This window comes from Geopsychrobacter electrodiphilus DSM 16401, from assembly GCF_000384395.1.
Classification (GTDB): domain Bacteria; phylum Desulfobacterota; class Desulfuromonadia; order Desulfuromonadales; family Geopsychrobacteraceae; genus Geopsychrobacter; species Geopsychrobacter electrodiphilus.
Genome location: NZ_ARWE01000001.1, coordinates 2,611,454 through 2,628,182, shown reverse-complemented (window position 1 = coordinate 2,628,182; position 16,729 = coordinate 2,611,454). Strand labels below are relative to the sequence as shown.

13 protein-coding genes and 1 other annotated feature are annotated in these 16,729 nt (G+C 50.9%); all 13 genes read left to right on the top strand.

The window, feature by feature from the left end; translation table 11 throughout:
- Positions 1-13 precede the first annotated feature (13 nt).
- The 13 genes from rplA to D888_RS0112475 all read left to right on the top strand — a co-directional run bounded on the left by rplA (position 14) and on the right by D888_RS0112475 (position 16,729).
- On the top strand, positions 14-715 hold the full coding sequence (gene rplA, locus D888_RS0112540) for a 50S ribosomal protein L1 (protein ID WP_020676908.1): 702 nt from the start codon (positions 14-16) through the stop codon (positions 713-715).
- Positions 716-737: 22 nt separating this feature from the next.
- Positions 738-881 (top strand) — a sequence feature (ribosomal protein L10 leader region).
- A 21-nt stretch (positions 882-902) separates the two neighbouring features.
- Complete coding sequence (gene rplJ, locus D888_RS0112535) at positions 903-1,421, top strand: 50S ribosomal protein L10 (RefSeq protein ID WP_020676907.1); 519 nt, start codon at positions 903-905, stop codon at positions 1,419-1,421.
- A 67-nt stretch (positions 1,422-1,488) separates the two neighbouring features.
- On the top strand, positions 1,489-1,866 hold the full coding sequence (rplL, locus tag D888_RS0112530; protein ID WP_020676906.1) for a 50S ribosomal protein L7/L12: 378 nt from the start codon (positions 1,489-1,491) through the stop codon (positions 1,864-1,866).
- A gap of 249 nt (positions 1,867-2,115) precedes the next feature.
- Positions 2,116-6,225 (top strand): DNA-directed RNA polymerase subunit beta, encoded by a 4,110-nt coding sequence (rpoB, locus tag D888_RS0112520; RefSeq protein ID WP_020676904.1) that lies wholly within the window; start codon positions 2,116-2,118, stop codon positions 6,223-6,225.
- 70 nt (positions 6,226-6,295) lie between these two features.
- Positions 6,296-10,468: a DNA-directed RNA polymerase subunit beta' gene (gene rpoC / locus D888_RS0112515; RefSeq protein ID WP_020676903.1), complete on the top strand. Its 4,173-nt coding sequence runs from the start codon at positions 6,296-6,298 to the stop codon at positions 10,466-10,468.
- A gap of 149 nt (positions 10,469-10,617) precedes the next feature.
- The gene (gene rpsL / locus D888_RS0112510; RefSeq protein ID WP_020676902.1) at positions 10,618-10,989 is read left to right on the top strand and encodes a 30S ribosomal protein S12; all 372 of its coding nucleotides are present in this window, start codon (positions 10,618-10,620) and stop codon (positions 10,987-10,989) included.
- A gap of 18 nt (positions 10,990-11,007) precedes the next feature.
- On the top strand, positions 11,008-11,478 hold the full coding sequence (gene rpsG / locus D888_RS0112505) for a 30S ribosomal protein S7 (protein WP_020676901.1): 471 nt from the start codon (positions 11,008-11,010) through the stop codon (positions 11,476-11,478).
- 30 nt (positions 11,479-11,508) lie between these two features.
- On the top strand, positions 11,509-13,590 hold the full coding sequence (gene fusA, locus D888_RS0112500; RefSeq protein WP_020676900.1) for an elongation factor G: 2,082 nt from the start codon (positions 11,509-11,511) through the stop codon (positions 13,588-13,590).
- A gap of 26 nt (positions 13,591-13,616) precedes the next feature.
- Entirely contained in the window at positions 13,617-14,810 is a 1,194-nt protein-coding gene (gene tuf / locus D888_RS0112495; RefSeq protein ID WP_020676899.1) for an elongation factor Tu, read from the top strand.
- A 9-nt stretch (positions 14,811-14,819) separates the two neighbouring features.
- Positions 14,820-15,128: a 30S ribosomal protein S10 gene (rpsJ, locus tag D888_RS0112490; protein WP_020676898.1), complete on the top strand. Its 309-nt coding sequence runs from the start codon at positions 14,820-14,822 to the stop codon at positions 15,126-15,128.
- Positions 15,129-15,165: 37 nt separating this feature from the next.
- Positions 15,166-15,792, top strand: a complete 627-nt coding sequence (gene rplC / locus D888_RS0112485; RefSeq protein WP_020676897.1) for a 50S ribosomal protein L3 — start codon at positions 15,166-15,168, stop codon at positions 15,790-15,792.
- 29 nt (positions 15,793-15,821) lie between these two features.
- Positions 15,822-16,445: a 50S ribosomal protein L4 gene (gene rplD / locus D888_RS0112480; RefSeq protein ID WP_020676896.1), complete on the top strand. Its 624-nt coding sequence runs from the start codon at positions 15,822-15,824 to the stop codon at positions 16,443-16,445.
- Positions 16,442-16,729: a 50S ribosomal protein L23 gene (locus D888_RS0112475; protein WP_020676895.1), complete on the top strand. Its 288-nt coding sequence runs from the start codon at positions 16,442-16,444 to the stop codon at positions 16,727-16,729. Before rplD ends, D888_RS0112475 begins: the two co-directional genes overlap by 4 nt.

The window sequence follows — 16,729 nt, the reverse complement described above, 5'->3', positions numbered from 1 at the left end:
GTGGAGATATATCATGGCAACAGGTAAACAGATTCGTAACGCCAAGGAGAAGATTGATCGCTCACGCGCCTATCTGCTCGACGAAGCCCTCACCTTACTTAAGGAAGGCACTTTCGCCAAGTTCGATGAGTCCGTTGAGGTGAGTATTCGTCTTGGGGTTGACCCGCGGAAAGCAGATCAGATGGTGCGCGGCGCAGTTGTGCTGCCGAATGGTCTCGGTAAAAATGTCCGGGTTCTGGTTTTCGCCAAGGGCGAAAAAATCCAGGAAGCAGAGGCCGCAGGTGCCGACTATGTCGGTGGTGATGACCTTGCTGAGAAAATTCAGGGTGGCTGGTTTGATTTTGATACCGCTATCGCAGCCCCTGATATGATGGGTGTGGTCGGCAAGATTGGTCGTCTGCTCGGACCCCGTGGCCTGATGCCGAACCCCAAGGTCGGCACGGTTACTCCTGACATCGCCAGGGCTGTTTCTGAGGCCAAGTCGGGTAAGATCGAGTATCGCGTTGAAAAGGCAGGTATTATCCATGCGGCAGTAGGCAAGGCATCTTTTGATGTCGTTAAACTGCGTGAAAACCTGCTCTCCCTGGTCGACGTTTTGATGAAAGCTAAGCCTTCTTCGGCCAAGGGTATTTACCTGAAGAAAATCTCGGTCAGTTCTACGATGGGCCCTGGTATTCTTGTTGACGTTGCTGACGTTCAGGCTGCCGTACGTTAAACCTAAACGGCCTTTTGTGGCCGCTTAATATAGACCAAATCCAAAGACAGCAGGTACGCTTTGAGCGTTTAATGGGTTGCCACCTGCCGAGGCTTAAAAAAGGGTCATATGACGGTTTCTAATCGTCTCCCCTGCCTTGACTTGGACGGGATTTAATCCCGGTATTCCTTAAGAAAGGAGGAGATGCATGAACAGAACTGAAAAAGAGAAAGTTGTTCAGGAACTTGCTGAAAAACTGAGCAAAGTCAAAGCTGCGTTTATTGCCGATTATCGGGGGATCACTGTTGACCAGGTTACCCGTCTACGGCGTGAACTTGTTGCGGCTGGTGTTGACTACCGTGTTGTCAAAAACAGCCTGTTGCGCCTGGCCTCAAAAGGCACTCCTGCAGAAGCTCTGCAAAAGTTTTGTGCCGGTCCGACTTCAATCGCCCTGGCTGGTGATGATGTTGTGGCCCCGGCTAAAATTCTAGCCAAGTACGCCGCAGAGATTGCTGCGTTCGATCTCAAGGCTGGCGTTCTTGATGGTAAATTGATTAGTGTTGATGAGATCACGGCTCTGTCTAAACTGCCGAGTCGCGAAGAACTCTTGGGGCAGGCGTTGCGTTCAATGAACGCTCCGGTATCCAATTTCGTTGGTACCCTGGCAGCTATCCCACGTTCACTGGTTCAAGTTCTCAACGCCATTGGCCAAAGCAAGGCGGCTTAGCGTTTAGCACTATTAATTAACTGAATACGAAAATACATAATTCATCTATCCATAAGTGGAGGAAAAAATGGCTGCAATTACTAAAGAACAAGTCGTTGAATTTCTGGAGAACATGACGGTTCTCGAAATGTCTGAGTTCGTTAAAGAGCTCGAAGCTAAATTTGGCGTATCTGCGGCAGCTCCGGTTGCCGCTGCCGCTGCTGGCGGTGAAGCTGGCGCAGCAGTTGAAGAAAAAGACGAGTTTGATGTTGTGTTGACCAACTGTGGCGAGAAGAAGATCAACGTCATCAAGGTTGTTCGTGCAATTACCGGTCTCGGGCTTAAGGAAGCTAAGGACATGGTTGACGGCGCTCCGAACACCGTCAAAGAAGGCGCAACCAAAGACGAAGCTGAAAGCATCAAGAAGCAACTGGAAGAAGCCGGCGCTAGTGTTGAGCTTAAATAGGGCTTTCGCCTAAAGTTCACAGGTAGCCAAGGTCGCCGTTGTGCGGCCTTGGCTTTTGTCGTTATCGGCCCCTGCGGTTTTTCGCTGGGGCGGGCCTGTCCAAAGGTCCTGGTGCTGACATATGACGGTTGTCGGCGTCTGCATTGAGATGAACTGTCTATTCTGCCGCCTCAGGTGCGGCAGGATTCTCATCTCAATGGTTGGCTGGGGTAAGACGTTGCCCATTGATCCTGATCTAAAGGAGAAATCATGGCCTATTCGTTTGCGAATAACCCGCTCCTCCGGAAGCACTTCGCAAAATCCGGGAATATCATCGATATTCCGAACCTTATCGATATCCAGAAAACATCTTACACGCGGTTTTTGCAGGCGGACCTTCCGCCTTCAGCGCGTCGTCCGATCGGTCTGGAATCCGTTTTCCGTTCGGTTTTTCCGATCAAGGATTTTAGTGACACCTGCTCTATGGAGTATGTCTCCTACGGGCTGGGAACACCGAAGTACGATGTTGAGGAGTGCCATCAACGCGGAATGACCTTTGCGGCGCCGATCAAGGTCAAGGTTCGTCTTGTGACCTGGGATGTCGACAAAGAATCGGGGACGCAATCCATTCGCGATATAAAGGAGCAAGAGGTTTATTTCGGGGAAATCCCCCTGATGACCGAAAATGGCACCTTTATTATCAACGGGACTGAGCGTGTCATCGTTAGCCAGTTGCACCGTTCTCCCGGCGTCTTTTTCTCTCATGATCGTGGCAAAACCCATTCGAGCGGGAAAATTTTGTTTAGTGCTCGAATCATACCCTACCGTGGCTCATGGCTTGATTTTGATTTTGACCACAAGGATCTACTCTGGGTGCGGATTGATCGTCGGCGCAAGCTTCCGGCAACCGTCCTGCTTAAGGCCCTCGGTTACAGCACCGAAGAGTTATTGAAGCATTATTATCAACTCGAACAGATCAGTTTCGATGGCAGCTCTTATCAGAAGCGCGTGAACCTCGATCTGTTGGCTGGTCAGCGGGCGAACGCTGATGTTATCTCCGCCTCGGGCGAGGTTGTTGTCAAGGCCAACCGGAAGTTTACCAAAGCCGCCATCCGCAAGATGGACGAGGCCGGTATCAAGTCGATCGCACTGACTACTGAGGAGTTGCTTGGTAAGGTCGTGGGCTCCGATATTATCGATACCGCGACAGGTGAGGTTATTCTTGAGGCGAATGGGGAGTTGAGTGAAGGCAAGCTTGAAGAGTTGCGTGAGCGTGGCATTAATCAATTCGAAATTCTCTTCATCGACCACAACGTTGCGGGGCCCTATCTGCGGGACACCCTGCTGGTTGATAAGATTGACAGCAGCGAGGAAGGTATCATTGAGATCTTCCGGCGTCTGCGTCCCGGTGACCCACCAACGGTCAAGACGGCAACCAATCTCTTTGACAGCCTGTTTTTTAGTGCGGAGCGCTACGATATCTCGCCGGTTGGTCGTCTTAAACTGAATCACAAACTGGGTCTCGATTCCCCCATTGAGCTGGCAACGTTGACCAAGGAAGATATTCTTGAGGTTGTTCGTTATCTCATAGAACTCCGCAACGGGCATGGTCATATCGATGATATAGACCACCTCGGCAATCGGCGGGTTCGTGCAGTTGGTGAGCTACTCGAGAATCAGTACCGCGTTGGTTTGGTGCGCATGGAGCGCGCTATCAAAGAGCGGATGAGTCTTCAGGATGTTGACGCGCTGATGCCTCACGATTTGATCAATTCCAAACCGGTTTCGGCCGTGGTCAAAGAGTTCTTCGGTTCCAGCCAGCTTTCTCAGTTTATGGACCAGACCAACCCACTTTCCGAAGTGACCCACAAGCGGCGGATGTCTGCCCTTGGACCTGGTGGTTTAACCCGAGAGAGGGCCGGATTTGAAGTACGTGACGTTCATCCGACCCACTATGGACGGGTTTGCCCGATTGAGACCCCTGAAGGCCCGAATATCGGTCTGATTGCGTCCCTTTCGACCTATGCGCGGATCAATGAGTACGGTTTTGTTGAAACACCTTACCGTCTTGTGAAGGATGGCAAGGTTACGACTGATATCAAGTATTTTTCCGCACTTGAAGAAGAAAAGCATGCGATCGCCCAGGCCAACGCACCGCTTGATACTAAGGGTAAGTTTACCAATGAGCTCGTCAACGTTCGTAAGGATGGTGAGTTCATGCTTCTGCCTCCTGCAGAAGTGAGTTTGATGGACGTTTCGCCGAAGCAGATTGTTTCGGTTGCTGCTGCCTTGATCCCTTTCCTTGAGAACGATGATGCCAACCGTGCGTTGATGGGGTCAAACATGCAGCGCCAGGCTGTCCCCTTGCTGCGTGCCGACGCACCCCTGGTCGGAACCGGCATGGAGCGTGTTGTTGCGCATGACTCTGGTAACTCGGTTGTAGCACGCCATAACGGCGTGGTTGAAAGTGTCGATGCCGGACGCATTGTCATTCAGATAGATGAAAAAGAGGTCGATGAGAGTGGTACTGGCGTTGATATTTACAATCTGCTCAAGTTTACCCGTTCGAACCAGAATACCTGCATTAACCAGAAGCCGATCGTCAAGGCGGGGGTTCGAGTTAAGCGGGGTGATGTTATTGCCGATGGGCCCTCCACCCAATGGGGCGAGCTTGCTCTGGGACAGAATATCCTGGTTGCCTTCATGCCCTGGCATGGTTACAACTTTGAAGACTCGATTCTGATCTCTGAAAAAGTTGTTCAGGAAGACCGTTATACTTCGATTCATATTGAAGAGTTTGAGTGCGTTGCCCGGGATACAAAACTTGGCAAGGAAGAGATCACCGACGATATTCCCAATCTCGGCGAGGATGCCCTGGCTGATCTAGACGAGTCCGGGATCATCCGAATCGGGGCAGTAGTCAAGCCTGGCGATATAATGGTCGGCAAGATAACCCCGAAGGGTGAAACTCAACTCTCTCCAGAGGAGAAGCTGTTGCGGGCAATCTTCGGTGAAAAAGCCGGCGATGTTCGTGATACCTCGCTTCGTGTGCCTCCGGGAGAAGAGGGTGTCGTCATCGGTGCGCGCGTCTTTTCGCGCAAAGGTTCCGACAAGGATGCACGGACTGAGCATATCGAAAACCTTGAGATTGAAAAATTGCTCAAGGATCAGGATGATGAAATAAGGATCTTGCGGACCTCAACCCGTAAACTGATCGGGGCCCTGCTGCTCGGTCAGACCTCTGCGGTTGGTATTTCGGATGTCTCGGGCAAGAGTCTGTTGCCGAAAAAACGCAAAATCAGTGAAGAAATCTTTAACCTGATTCCATTCTCGCGACTGCGTGAAGTCTCTCTGGAGGATGCTGCTGATGTCGAGCAGAAGGTTAGCGATCTATTGAATCGCCTTGCCGAGCGCGAGCAATTGGTACAGGCGGTGTTTGCCGATAAGATCGATAAGTGTAAACGCGGTGATGATTTGCCGCCCGGCGTGATCAAGATGGTTAAGGTTTATATCGCCATCAAGCGGAAGCTTCAGGTTGGTGACAAGATGGCCGGGCGTCATGGTAATAAAGGTGTCCTCTCGCGGATTCTTCCGCAAGAAGATATGCCCTACATGGAAGATGGTACCCCGGTTGAGATTGTCCTTAATCCGCTTGGTGTTCCTTCGCGGATGAACGTAGGACAGATTCTTGAAACTCACCTGGGTTTGGCTGCGCGTGGGCTGGGGCGACAAATTCAGCAGGTTCTGGATAGTGGGGCTGCGCTGAAAACGCTGCGTGAACAGATCAAGTCAGCCTACGATGATAGAGAACTGAACGGCTTCATCGATGGCCTGGCCGAGGATGATCTTAAGGTCCTGGCGCGACGTCTTTCTCACGGGGTGCCGATGGCATCACCGGTCTTTGAAGGGGTCAGCGAAGAGATCATGAAGCAGCAGATGGAAAAGGCCGGGTTCAACAGTAGTGGTCAGATGACCCTCTACGACGGTAAGACCGGGATTGCTTTTAAAGAAAAAGTCACGGTCGGGATCATGTACATTCTTAAACTGCACCATTTGGTTGATGATAAGATCCATGCTCGTTCGATCGGGCCTTACAGTCTTGTTACACAACAGCCTCTAGGTGGTAAGGCGCAGTTCGGTGGCCAGCGTCTCGGCGAGATGGAAGTCTGGGCGATGGAGGCCTATGGCGCAGCGCATGCGTTGCAGGAGTTCCTCACCGTCAAGTCGGACGATGTTGCTGGTCGGACGCGGATTTACGAAGCAATCGTCAAAGGCAAGCATACCCTTGAGGCGGGACTCCCCGAGTCGTTCAACGTCCTCATCAAAGAGTTGCAGGCCCTGTGCCTTGACGTCGATCTGCTCGAAGATAACGCGAGTTGAACCGGTTAAACGGCAGTGTCAGTCGAGTTAGTGAAACTGCTGAACACTCATCCTATAAGGAGGATGCGTTTTGGAAGATATCTTAGGTTTGTTTGAGCGCCCCAAGGACCCATTGAGTTTTAATTCGATTCAGCTCTCTCTTTCTTCGCCAGAAAAGATTAGGGAGCGGTCCTTTGGTGAAGTCAAAAAACCAGAAACCATCAACTACCGGACGTTTAAACCGGAACGTGATGGCCTGTTCTGTGCCAAAATCTTTGGTCCGACCAAAGACTATGAATGTAACTGCGGGAAATACAAGCGCATGAAACATCGCGGCATCGTCTGCGAAAAATGCGGGGTTGAAGTTATCCCGAGTAAGGTTCGCCGTGAACGGCTCGGTCACATTGACCTGGCTTGCCCGGTCGCCCATATCTGGTTTTTGAAGTCACTGCCGAGCCGGATCGGGGCTCTGCTGGATATGACCCTCAAGGACCTTGAAAAAGTTCTGTACTTTGAAGCCTATGTGGTTCTTGATGCCGGAGACACCGGCCTTGAGAAGGGGCAACTGCTCTCAGAAGACAAATATATCGAGGCGATGGACGAATTTGCCGGGCAGTTTGTAGCTGGGATGGGTGCCGAATCAATTCGTGAGCTGATGTCCGAGATTGATCTTGAGGTCGAAGGTGATCAACTGCGCATCGAAATGAAAGAGGCGACCAGCGAAGCGAAACGGAAGAAAACCTCCAAGCGGCTCAAGGTGATCAATGCCTTCCGAAATAGTGGTAATCGACCAGAATGGATGATCCTTGAAACCATCCCGGTTTTGCCTCCTGAACTGCGTCCATTGGTTCCGCTGGATGGTGGCCGGTTTGCGACCAGCGATCTGAATGATCTCTATCGTCGTGTGATTAACCGGAATAACCGGCTCAAACGGTTGATGGAATTGCGTGCGCCGGAAGTTATTATCCGCAATGAAAAACGGATGCTGCAAGAGTCCGTTGATGCGCTGTTTGATAATGGGCGTCGCGGTCGGGCGATTACCGGACCGAGTAAGCGTCCTCTTAAGTCTCTCTCGGATATGCTCAAAGGGAAAGGTGGTCGTTTCCGTCAAAACCTGCTGGGTAAGCGGGTCGATTATTCAGGCCGTTCGGTTATTGTCTGCGGACCGGAACTTAAACTTCATCAGTGTGGCTTGCCAAAGAAGATGGCACTTGAGCTGTTTAAACCTTTTATCTATCAGAAGCTTGAGGAGTACGGCCATAGTACCACGGTCAAAAACGCCAAGCGTATGGTTGAAAAAGAGAAGACAGAAGTTTGGGACGTGCTCGAAGAAGTCATTAAGGAGCATCCGGTCATGTTGAACCGGGCGCCGACTCTGCACCGCTTGGGAATTCAAGCGTTTGAGCCGGTCCTGATCGAAGGGAAAGCAATTCAATTGCACCCATTGGTTTGTACTGCGTTCAATGCCGACTTCGACGGTGACCAGATGGCCGTTCACCTGCCGCTTTCGATTGAGAGTCAGATCGAAGCACGGGTGTTGATGATGTCGACCAACAACATCCTCTCCCCGGCGAATGGGAAACCGATCATTGTCCCATCGCAAGATATGGTCCTGGGTCTTTATTATATGACCCGAGAGCGCCCCTTTGTCGTTGGCAGTGGCAAGGCATTCACTTCGCCAGATGAAGTACGGATGGCATTTGATTCCGGGGAGGTTGATCTCCAGGCGGGAATTCGCGTGCGAATGAGTCCTGCTGAAGGTGCCCCGCTCCAGTTGGTCAAAACGACTGTTGGACGTGTACTTTTGCGTGAGGTTGTTCCTCCATCGATACCCTTCGAGCATGTCAATAAGGTTGTCGGTAAAAAGCAGGTTGCCGATTTGATCGATGTCAGCTTCCGACTTGCCGGTAATAAGGATACGGTCATCCTTGCCGATAAGCTTAAGGAAACAGGTTTTCGATACTCTACTCTGGCCGGGGTCTCGATCTGTCTTGATGACATGGAAATTCCCGAAAGCAAAGAAGCAAGGATTAAAACCGCTTCTGACGAGGTCAAGGACATTCAGCAGCAGTACACTGAGGGTCTGATCACCGATGGTGAGCGTTACAATAAGGTTATCGATATCTGGGCGAAGTGTACTGAAGATATCGCTGGCATCATGCTCGGGAATATTGCGGTTGACAAGATCAAATCAGAGGATGGTGAGGTCGTTGAGGTTTCGTCCTTTAATGCTATTCACATGATGGCCGACTCAGGGGCACGAGGCTCTGCACAACAGATTCGTCAGTTAGCTGGTATGCGGGGCTTGATGGCAAAGCCTGATGGTTCGATCATTGAAACGCCAATTACTGCTAACTTCCGTGAAGGTTTGACGGTTCTGCAGTACTTTATCTCAACCCATGGTGCGCGGAAGGGCCTTGCTGATACGGCGCTTAAAACGGCAAACTCTGGGTATCTGACGCGGCGCCTGGTCGATGTTGCGCAGGATGCGATTATTGTCGAACATGACTGCGACACAATTGATGGCATTGAAGTGTCGACCCTCACCGAGGGCGGTGAAATCATCGAGCGTCTGGGGGATCGTATCCTTGGACGCGTGGCGTTGGATGATGTTTTTGATCCAATTACTGATGAGTTGCTGGTCTCGGCTAATGAGCAGATTGATGAGGACCTGGTTAAGAGGGTTGAGGATGCCGGGATTGAAAATATCACGATCCGTTCCGTTCTGACCTGTAAAAGCAAGCACGGAATCTGCGCGCTTTGTTACGGACGAGATCTTGCTCGAGGCCATCTGGTTAATCTTGGAGAGGCGGTCGGGGTCATTGCGGCTCAATCGATCGGTGAGCCTGGAACCCAGTTGACCATGCGTACCTTCCATATCGGAGGTACCGCATCACGGCGTGCAGAGCAGACATCGCTTGAGGCTCGTTTTGACGGGACTCTGCAATTCAATAACCTGACTACTGTCGATGATGCAGCGGGATTCCCCATTGTTATGAACCGCAAGGGTGAAATTCTGGTGGTCGATGAGACTGGTCGTGAGAGGGAACGTTACTCTGTGGTTTATGGAGCCCGTTTGACACGCCAAGAGGGCGCAGCGATCAAGGCTGCTGATGTTATTGCTGAGTGGGACCCCTATACGGTTCCAATTATCACTGAGATTGGTGGTGTGGTCCACTTTGGTGATATTGCAGAAGGCCTCACCATGGAAGAACAGGTCGATGAAGTCACCGGCCTGTCGCGCAAAGTTGTCACTGAAGCAAAGTCTGCAGATAAGCGTCCGCGTATCACCCTTAAGGGGGAGGATGGCAAGGCTCTAAAATTGCCGAGTGGGAACCAGGCGCGTTATATGTTGCCTGTCGGGGCGAATATTACGGTCGAGGAAGGTGCCATCATCCACGCTGGTTCAATTATCGCCAAGATTCCGCGGGAGACGACCAAGACCAAAGATATCACCGGAGGTCTGCCGCGTGTTGCCGAACTCTTTGAAGCCCGTAAACCGAAAGAGGTCGCTATTATTACTGAGATCGATGGTGTGGTCTCTTATGGTAAAGACTCAAAAGGGAAGCGCAAGATAGTCGTTACCCCTGAGATCGGTGAACCGAAAGAATACCTGGTCGCCAAAGGCAAACACATCGCTGTCCATGAGGGTGACTATCTTCGTGCCGGAGAGGAGTTGGTCGATGGTTCTTCCAACCCTCACGATATTTTACGGGTCTTGGGTATTAAGGAGTTGGCGAAGTATCTGGTCGACGAGGTCCAAGAGGTCTATCGTCTGCAGGGTGTTAAGATCAACGATAAGCATATTGAAACCATCGTGCGTCAGATGTTACGTCGGGTTGAGATTAAAGATGTCGGGGATACAAACTTCCTTATAGATGATCAGGCTGATCGCTGGGTGTTTGAAGATGAGAATGAACGGGTCCTGGCAGATGGCGGTCGCCCTGCCATAGGGGAGCCGGTTATGCTCGGGATTACCAAGGCATCGCTCTCGACCGAATCATTTATTTCCGCCGCTTCATTCCAGGAGACCACAAAAGTGTTGACGCAGGCCGCAATTCAGGGCAAGGTCGACAACTTACGCGGATTGAAGGAGAATGTCATCATGGGTCGGCTCATCCCAGCCGGCACCGGGATTGCAAAATATCGGGCCGCTCAGATCAACACACCTGAACCTGAGCCAAAACTCGAAGAACCGATCGATTTTGATGCTGAATATGAAAAAGAATTGGCCGCCGCTGGCCAGACTGCAACACCGGAGTAATTTAGTTGCAGTGAGATTGAAATAGAAAGACGCCTGGGGAAAAATCAGCTTGACAAAGCCGAGGCGGGTTGATAAGATCCGCGGGTTTTTCCCCTTAATAATACTGGTCTGTGTAGACCTAAAAACTTTAGATATCTGGGAGTTATCAGATGCCAACAATAAACCAGCTGGTTCGCAAGGGTCGGCAGAAAAAAGTCACGAAGTCGACAGCGCCAGCATTGAAATCCTGTCCGCAACGTCGTGGTGTCTGTACCCGCGTTTACACCACAACCCCAAAGAAGCCGAACTCGGCCTTGCGCAAGGTTGCCCGGGTTCGTTTGACTAATGGCTATGTTGTGACTTCCTATATTCCTGGTGTAGGCCATAATCTTCAGGAGCACTCTGTGGTCCTGATTCGTGGCGGTCGGGTCAAAGACCTCCCGGGTGTTCGTTATCATATTGTACGCGGTACGCTCGACCTTGCTGGCGTGAAAAATCGCATGCAAGCGCGTTCGAAGTACGGCGCCAAGCGGCCGAAGTAAGCATAGGAAGAGGACGTTATGCCTAGAAGAAGAGAAGTTCCAAAACGCGTTATTCTGCCCGATCCAAAATTTGAGGATCTGTTGGTCGCCAAGTTTATTAATGGCGTCATGTCCGGTGGTAAAAAAAGTACTGCTGAGCAGATTGTTTATGGTGCATTTGATCTGGTCGCTGAACGGTCGGGGGCGAACCCCCTTGAGACGTTTAAAACGGCCATGGACAATCTGCGTCCTCTGGTTGAAGTTAAGTCTCGACGTGTCGGTGGCTCAACTTACCAGGTTCCGGTTGAAGTTGCTCCCTCACGACGGACTGCTATGGCAATACGTTGGTTGATTACCTATGCTCGTCAGCGCAATGAAAAGACTATGCGCGAACGGCTGGCGGGTGAGTTCATGGACGCTGCTGCTGGTCGTGGCTCAGCCATGAGAAAAAGAGAAGATACGCACCGTATGGCTGAGGCCAACAAGGCGTTCGCTCATTATCGCTGGTAATCTGATCGACTGCGTATCGGGAGAAACGAAGTGGCACGTCAAGTAAGTTTGAAAAAAACCCGTAATATCGGGATTATGGCGCATATCGACGCTGGCAAGACCACCACAACTGAACGGATTCTCTTTTACACTGGAGTCTCTCACAAGATCGGTGAAGTCCACGACGGTGCGGCAACGATGGACTGGATGGAGCAAGAGCAGGAGCGAGGTATCACGATTACCTCTGCTGCTACAACTTGTATGTGGTCGGACCATCGGATCAATATTATTGATACGCCTGGTCATGTTGACTTTACTATTGAGGTAGAGCGTTCTCTAAAGGTACTCGACGGTGCTGTGGCGGTTTTCTGCTCGGTGGGAGGTGTTGAGCCTCAGTCTGAAACGGTTTGGCGTCAGGCTGATAAATATCATGTCCCGCGGATAGCCTTTGTTAATAAGATGGACCGTATCGGCGCTAACTTTCAAAATGGTGTTGAGATGATGCGCGATCGTCTTGGCGCCAATCCCGTTCCGATTCAGCTTCCAATAGGCTCTGAGGAAAACTTTAAGGGTTGTATTGACCTGGTTCAGATGAAGGCTCTCTTATGGCACGATGAAGCTATGGGCGCTGAGTACGATGTGGCAGATATCCCGGCGGACCTGTTGGACGAAGCTGACATGGCTCGCGAGGCCATGCTTGAAGAAGTCTGCTCGCATGATGATGATTTAATGGAGAAATACCTGGGTGGTGAAGAGCTCACAGTCGCGGAGATAAAATTCGGAATCCGTAAAGCAACCATGGGGCTGCATATCAATCCTGTACTTTGTGGAAGTGCCTTTAAAAATAAGGGCGTTCAGACACTGTTAGATGCAGTTGTTGATTATATGCCTTCTCCTCTTGATGTCCCGCCAATTCAGGGCTTGAATCCTGATAATGGTGAGCCTCTAGAGCGTCCCGCCAGTGATGATTCTCCATTTTCTTCGCTTGCATTTAAGGTCATGACCGACCCCTTTGTTGGCCAGTTAACTTTCTTTAGGGTTTATTCTGGTGTTGCTGAATCAGGCTCTACTGTTCTCAATTCGACAAAGGGCAAGAAAGAGCGTTTCGGTCGGTTGCTGAAAATGCATGCAAATAAACGTGAAGAGATTAAGCAGGTCTATGCTGGTGATATTGCTGCAGCTGTAGGCTTGAAATATACAACGACAGGTGATACCCTCTGCGACCCGAGTAAGCCTTCGCTGCTTGAGTCGATGGATTTTCCGGAGCCGGTTATTCACCTCTCCGTTGAGCCCAAAACCAAGACTGATCAGGAAAGAATGGGAGTTGCTCTCGGTAAGCTTCTGTCTGAGGATCCCTCGTTGCGTGTTCGGACTGACGAAGAGACCGGGCAGACAATCCTCTCAGGGATGGGCGAGCTCCATCTTGAAGTTATTGTTGATCGAATGAAGCGCGAATTTAAGGTTGAGTGCAATATTGGCGCTCCGCAGGTTGCCTATCGTGAATCAATCACAAAGACGGTAGAAGTTCAGGGCAAGTTTGTTCGTCAGTCCGGTGGTCGCGGCCAGTATGGCGACTGTTGGTTGCGTCTTGAGCCAGGTGAGCCAGGTGAAGGGTTTACTTTTGTCGATGCGGTTAAGGGTGGTGTTATCCCACGTGAATATATTCCTGCCGTCGGGAAGGGTGCTCAGGAAGCTTCTGAGAATGGAGTCCTTGCGGGATTCCCGATTGTCGATATCAAGGTAACCGTTTTTGACGGTTCCTATCATGATGTTGACTCAAATGAGATGGCATTTAAGATCGCCGGCTCCATGGGTTTCAAGGCCGGTGCGGCCAAGGCATCTCCGATACTGCTTGAGCCGATTATGTCAGTTGAGGTTGTCGTCCCCGAGGAATATATGGGCGATGTTATCGGCGACTTGAATAGCCGTCGTGGTCGTATTATGGGTATGCAGTCCCGTGGGGGTGCCCAGATTGTCGATTCTGAGGTTCCGCTTTCGAGCATGTTTGGGTATTCAACAGACTTGCGCAGCGCCACTCAGGGGCGTGCGACCTATACGATGACCTTTGATCATTACGACCAAGTTCCAAAGGCAATCAGTGAAGAAATTATAGCCAAGGTCAAAGGCCAATAAGGTACTGACGACAAGGGAGATTTATCATGGCTAAAGCAAAATACGAGAGGGTCAAACCGCACGTCAATATCGGGACCATCGGTCACGTTGACCACGGTAAGACAACTCTGACCGCCGCTATTACTAAAGTTCTGTGCGAGAAGTCGGGTGAAGGCACATTCAAGGCCTTTGACCAGATTGATAATGCGCCTGAAGAGCGCGAGCGCGGCATTACTATCGCCACCGCTCACGTCGAGTATGAAACCGAAAATCGCCACTATGCTCATGTTGACTGCCCCGGCCACGCCGATTATGTCAAGAATATGATCACTGGTGCGGCACAGATGGACGGCGCCATTCTCGTTGTTTCGGCCGCCGACGGTCCGATGCCCCAGACACGTGAGCATATTCTGCTTGCCCGTCAGGTTGGTGTCCCTGCTATGGTGGTATTCCTCAACAAGGCCGACATGGTTGACGATGAGGAGCTGCTTGAGCTGGTCGACATGGAGATTCGCGAGCTGCTCTCCAGTTACGATTTCCCGGGCGACGATATCCCGATCATTGCAGGTTCGGCTTTGGCTGCCCTTGAAGGTCGCGATGATGAAATCGGCAGAGACAAGGTTCTTGAACTGATGGCAGCCGTCGATGCGTATATCGCTGAACCTGAGCGCGCCATCGACAAGCCCTTCCTGATGCCGGTCGAAGACGTCTTCTCGATCTCCGGTCGTGGTACAGTTGCAACCGGTCGTGTCGAGCGCGGTATTGTCAAAGTGCAGGATGAGATTTCGATCGTCGGCATGAAGGACACCCAGAAGACAGTCGTTACCGGAATCGAGATGTTCCGTAAGCTGCTTGATCAGGGTCAGGCTGGAGACAACTGCGGTATTCTTCTGCGCGGCGTCAAGCGTGAAGATATCGAGCGCGGCCAGGTTCTGGCCAAGCCCGGCAGCATTACCCCGCACACCAAATTCAAGGCGGAGTGCTACATCCTGACCAAGGAAGAGGGTGGTCGTCATACCCCGTTCTTCAAGGGATACCGTCCTCAGTTTTATTTCCGTACCACCGACGTGACCGGGGTTGTGACCCTTCCCGAAGGCACCGAGATGGTAATGCCAGGCGACAATATCGCCGTTGTTGTAGACCTGATCACCCCGATCGCCATGGATAAAGAGCTGCGTTTCGCAATCCGCGAAGGTGGCCGTACCGTTGGTGCTGGTGTTGTCAGCGAAGTCATCGAGTAGGAAGAGATTATGTCTACCCAAAAAATCAGAATTCGCTTAAAAGCATACGATCACAACCTTCTTGATCAAGCTGTGGCTGAAATCGTTGATACAACCAAGCGTACAGGATCACGCCTTGTTGGTCCCATCCCTTTGCCAACAGTAATCAATAAGTATTGTGTTCTTCGGGGACCTCATGTTGACAAGAAGAGTCGTGAGCAGTTTGAGATCCGGACCCACAAACGTCTGCTTGATATCATGGAGCCGACTCAGCAGACTGTCGATGCCCTGATGAAGCTCGACCTTTCTGCCGGGGTTGATGTCGAGATCAAGCTCTAAATTTGAGTCATTTTAGTTTCAGTTAAGGGCATTACAGATGATCAACGGAATTTTAGGGAAAAAGATTGGCATGACACAGGTCTATGCCGCAGATGGCCAACGCATCGCTGTAACCGCGATTGAAGCGGGACCCTGTGTTGTATTGCAGAAGAAGACCGCTGAGACTGATGGATACACTGCTGCTCAGGTTGGTTTTCTTTCGAAACGCGCAGAGCGTGTGAATAAGCCGGAGATGGGGCACTTTAAGAAGGCGGGGATGGGAGCATTCTCTCATGTTCGCGAGTTTCCGATAGCTGGGGGTGATTGCAGCGTAGGCGATCAAATAACCTGCTCCATCTTTACAATCGGTGACCGTATTGATGTGACTGGAACCAGTAAGGGTAAGGGGTTCCAGGGTGTAATCAAACGTTGGAAATTTTCCGGGGGAAGAAGTACTCACGGCTCTACCTTCCATCGTGCACCAGGATCGATTGGTATGTCTGCGTGGCCTTCTCATGTTTTTAAAGGCAAGAAAATGCCTGGGCAAATGGGTAACGAACAAGTTACAACCCATAATCTGGTTGTTGTGGATGTGCGTCCTGAGCAAAATTTGATTCTGGTTCAGGGTGCGGTACCTGGCCCCAAAAATGGAATTGTGTCGATTCGCAAGGGAATTAAAGCCTAAAAGGCTCCCGGGCGACAGGAGATAGGTAAATGGCAACAGTAACAGTATACGATCTTGATAGGAAGCAGGTTGGCGAGCGTGAGTTGGCGGACGAGGTATTTAATACCGAAGTCAAAAAATATTTGCTGCACGACATGGTGCGTTATCAGCTAGCTGCTCGTCGTCAAGGTACCGCGGCGGTGAAGTCTCGCGGTAAGGTTGCCGGAGGCGGCAAGAAACCGTTTAAGCAAAAAGGGACCGGCAATGCTCGTCAGGGCACTATCCGCGCACCTCATTTTGTCGGTGGTGGCGTTGCTTTTGGCCCTCAGCCGCGGTCATATGAATTCAAACTGAACCGTAAGGTTAAGAAGTCTGCTTTGTGCAGCGCGCTCTCTGCCCGATATCAGGCTGAAAAGTTGACCGTGCTCGATGCTATCGAACTTTCGGTAATTAATACCAAGGCAGTTGCTGATATGCTCAAACGTTTTGAACTTGTCGGAACTCTGATTGTCATTGATCAGGCAGACCCGAAGGTCGAGCTCTCAGCGCGCAATCTCAAGAATGTAAAGGTTTTGCGTGCTGACGGAGTTAATGTGTACGACGTCCTTAGGTACCCTAATCTAGTACTCACAAGTGCCGCCGTGAGCCAGATCGAAGGAGCGTTGGAAAAATGAAACCCTTGCACCAGATTATCCGTAAGCCGCTGATCTCTGAGAAGGCTAATCTTCTTAAGGAAGAGGCAAATGTTGTCGCATTTGAGGTTGGGCGTGAAGCGAATAAAATCGAGATAAAGGCCGCTGTAGAACAGGCATTCGATGTCAAGGTCAAATCTGTTAAAACTATTTTGTGCCGTGGCAAAGTTAAGCGAGTAGGTGTCAATTACGGCCAGCGCAATAATTGGAAAAAAGCCTATGTGACCCTCGCTGAGGGAAGCAATATCGATTTTTATGGCGTATAA

What these genes read in the sequence shown, in the direction of transcription:
- rplA (WP_020676908.1), top strand. Translation starts at nt 14, where the DNA reads ATGGCAACAGGTAAACAGATTCGTAACGCCAAGGAGAAGATTGATCGC.
- rplJ (WP_020676907.1), top strand. Translation starts at nt 903, where the DNA reads ATGAACAGAACTGAAAAAGAGAAAGTTGTTCAGGAACTTGCTGAAAAA.
- rplL (WP_020676906.1), top strand. Translation starts at nt 1,489, where the DNA reads ATGGCTGCAATTACTAAAGAACAAGTCGTTGAATTTCTGGAGAACATG.
- rpoB (WP_020676904.1), top strand. Translation starts at nt 2,116, where the DNA reads ATGGCCTATTCGTTTGCGAATAACCCGCTCCTCCGGAAGCACTTCGCA.
- rpsL (WP_020676902.1), top strand. Translation starts at nt 10,618, where the DNA reads ATGCCAACAATAAACCAGCTGGTTCGCAAGGGTCGGCAGAAAAAAGTC.
- rpsG (WP_020676901.1), top strand. Translation starts at nt 11,008, where the DNA reads ATGCCTAGAAGAAGAGAAGTTCCAAAACGCGTTATTCTGCCCGATCCA.
- tuf (WP_020676899.1), top strand. Translation starts at nt 13,617, where the DNA reads ATGGCTAAAGCAAAATACGAGAGGGTCAAACCGCACGTCAATATCGGG.
- rpsJ (WP_020676898.1), top strand. Translation starts at nt 14,820, where the DNA reads ATGTCTACCCAAAAAATCAGAATTCGCTTAAAAGCATACGATCACAAC.
- rplC (WP_020676897.1), top strand. Translation starts at nt 15,166, where the DNA reads ATGATCAACGGAATTTTAGGGAAAAAGATTGGCATGACACAGGTCTAT.
- rplD (WP_020676896.1), top strand. Translation starts at nt 15,822, where the DNA reads ATGGCAACAGTAACAGTATACGATCTTGATAGGAAGCAGGTTGGCGAG.
- D888_RS0112475 (WP_020676895.1), top strand. Translation starts at nt 16,442, where the DNA reads ATGAAACCCTTGCACCAGATTATCCGTAAGCCGCTGATCTCTGAGAAG.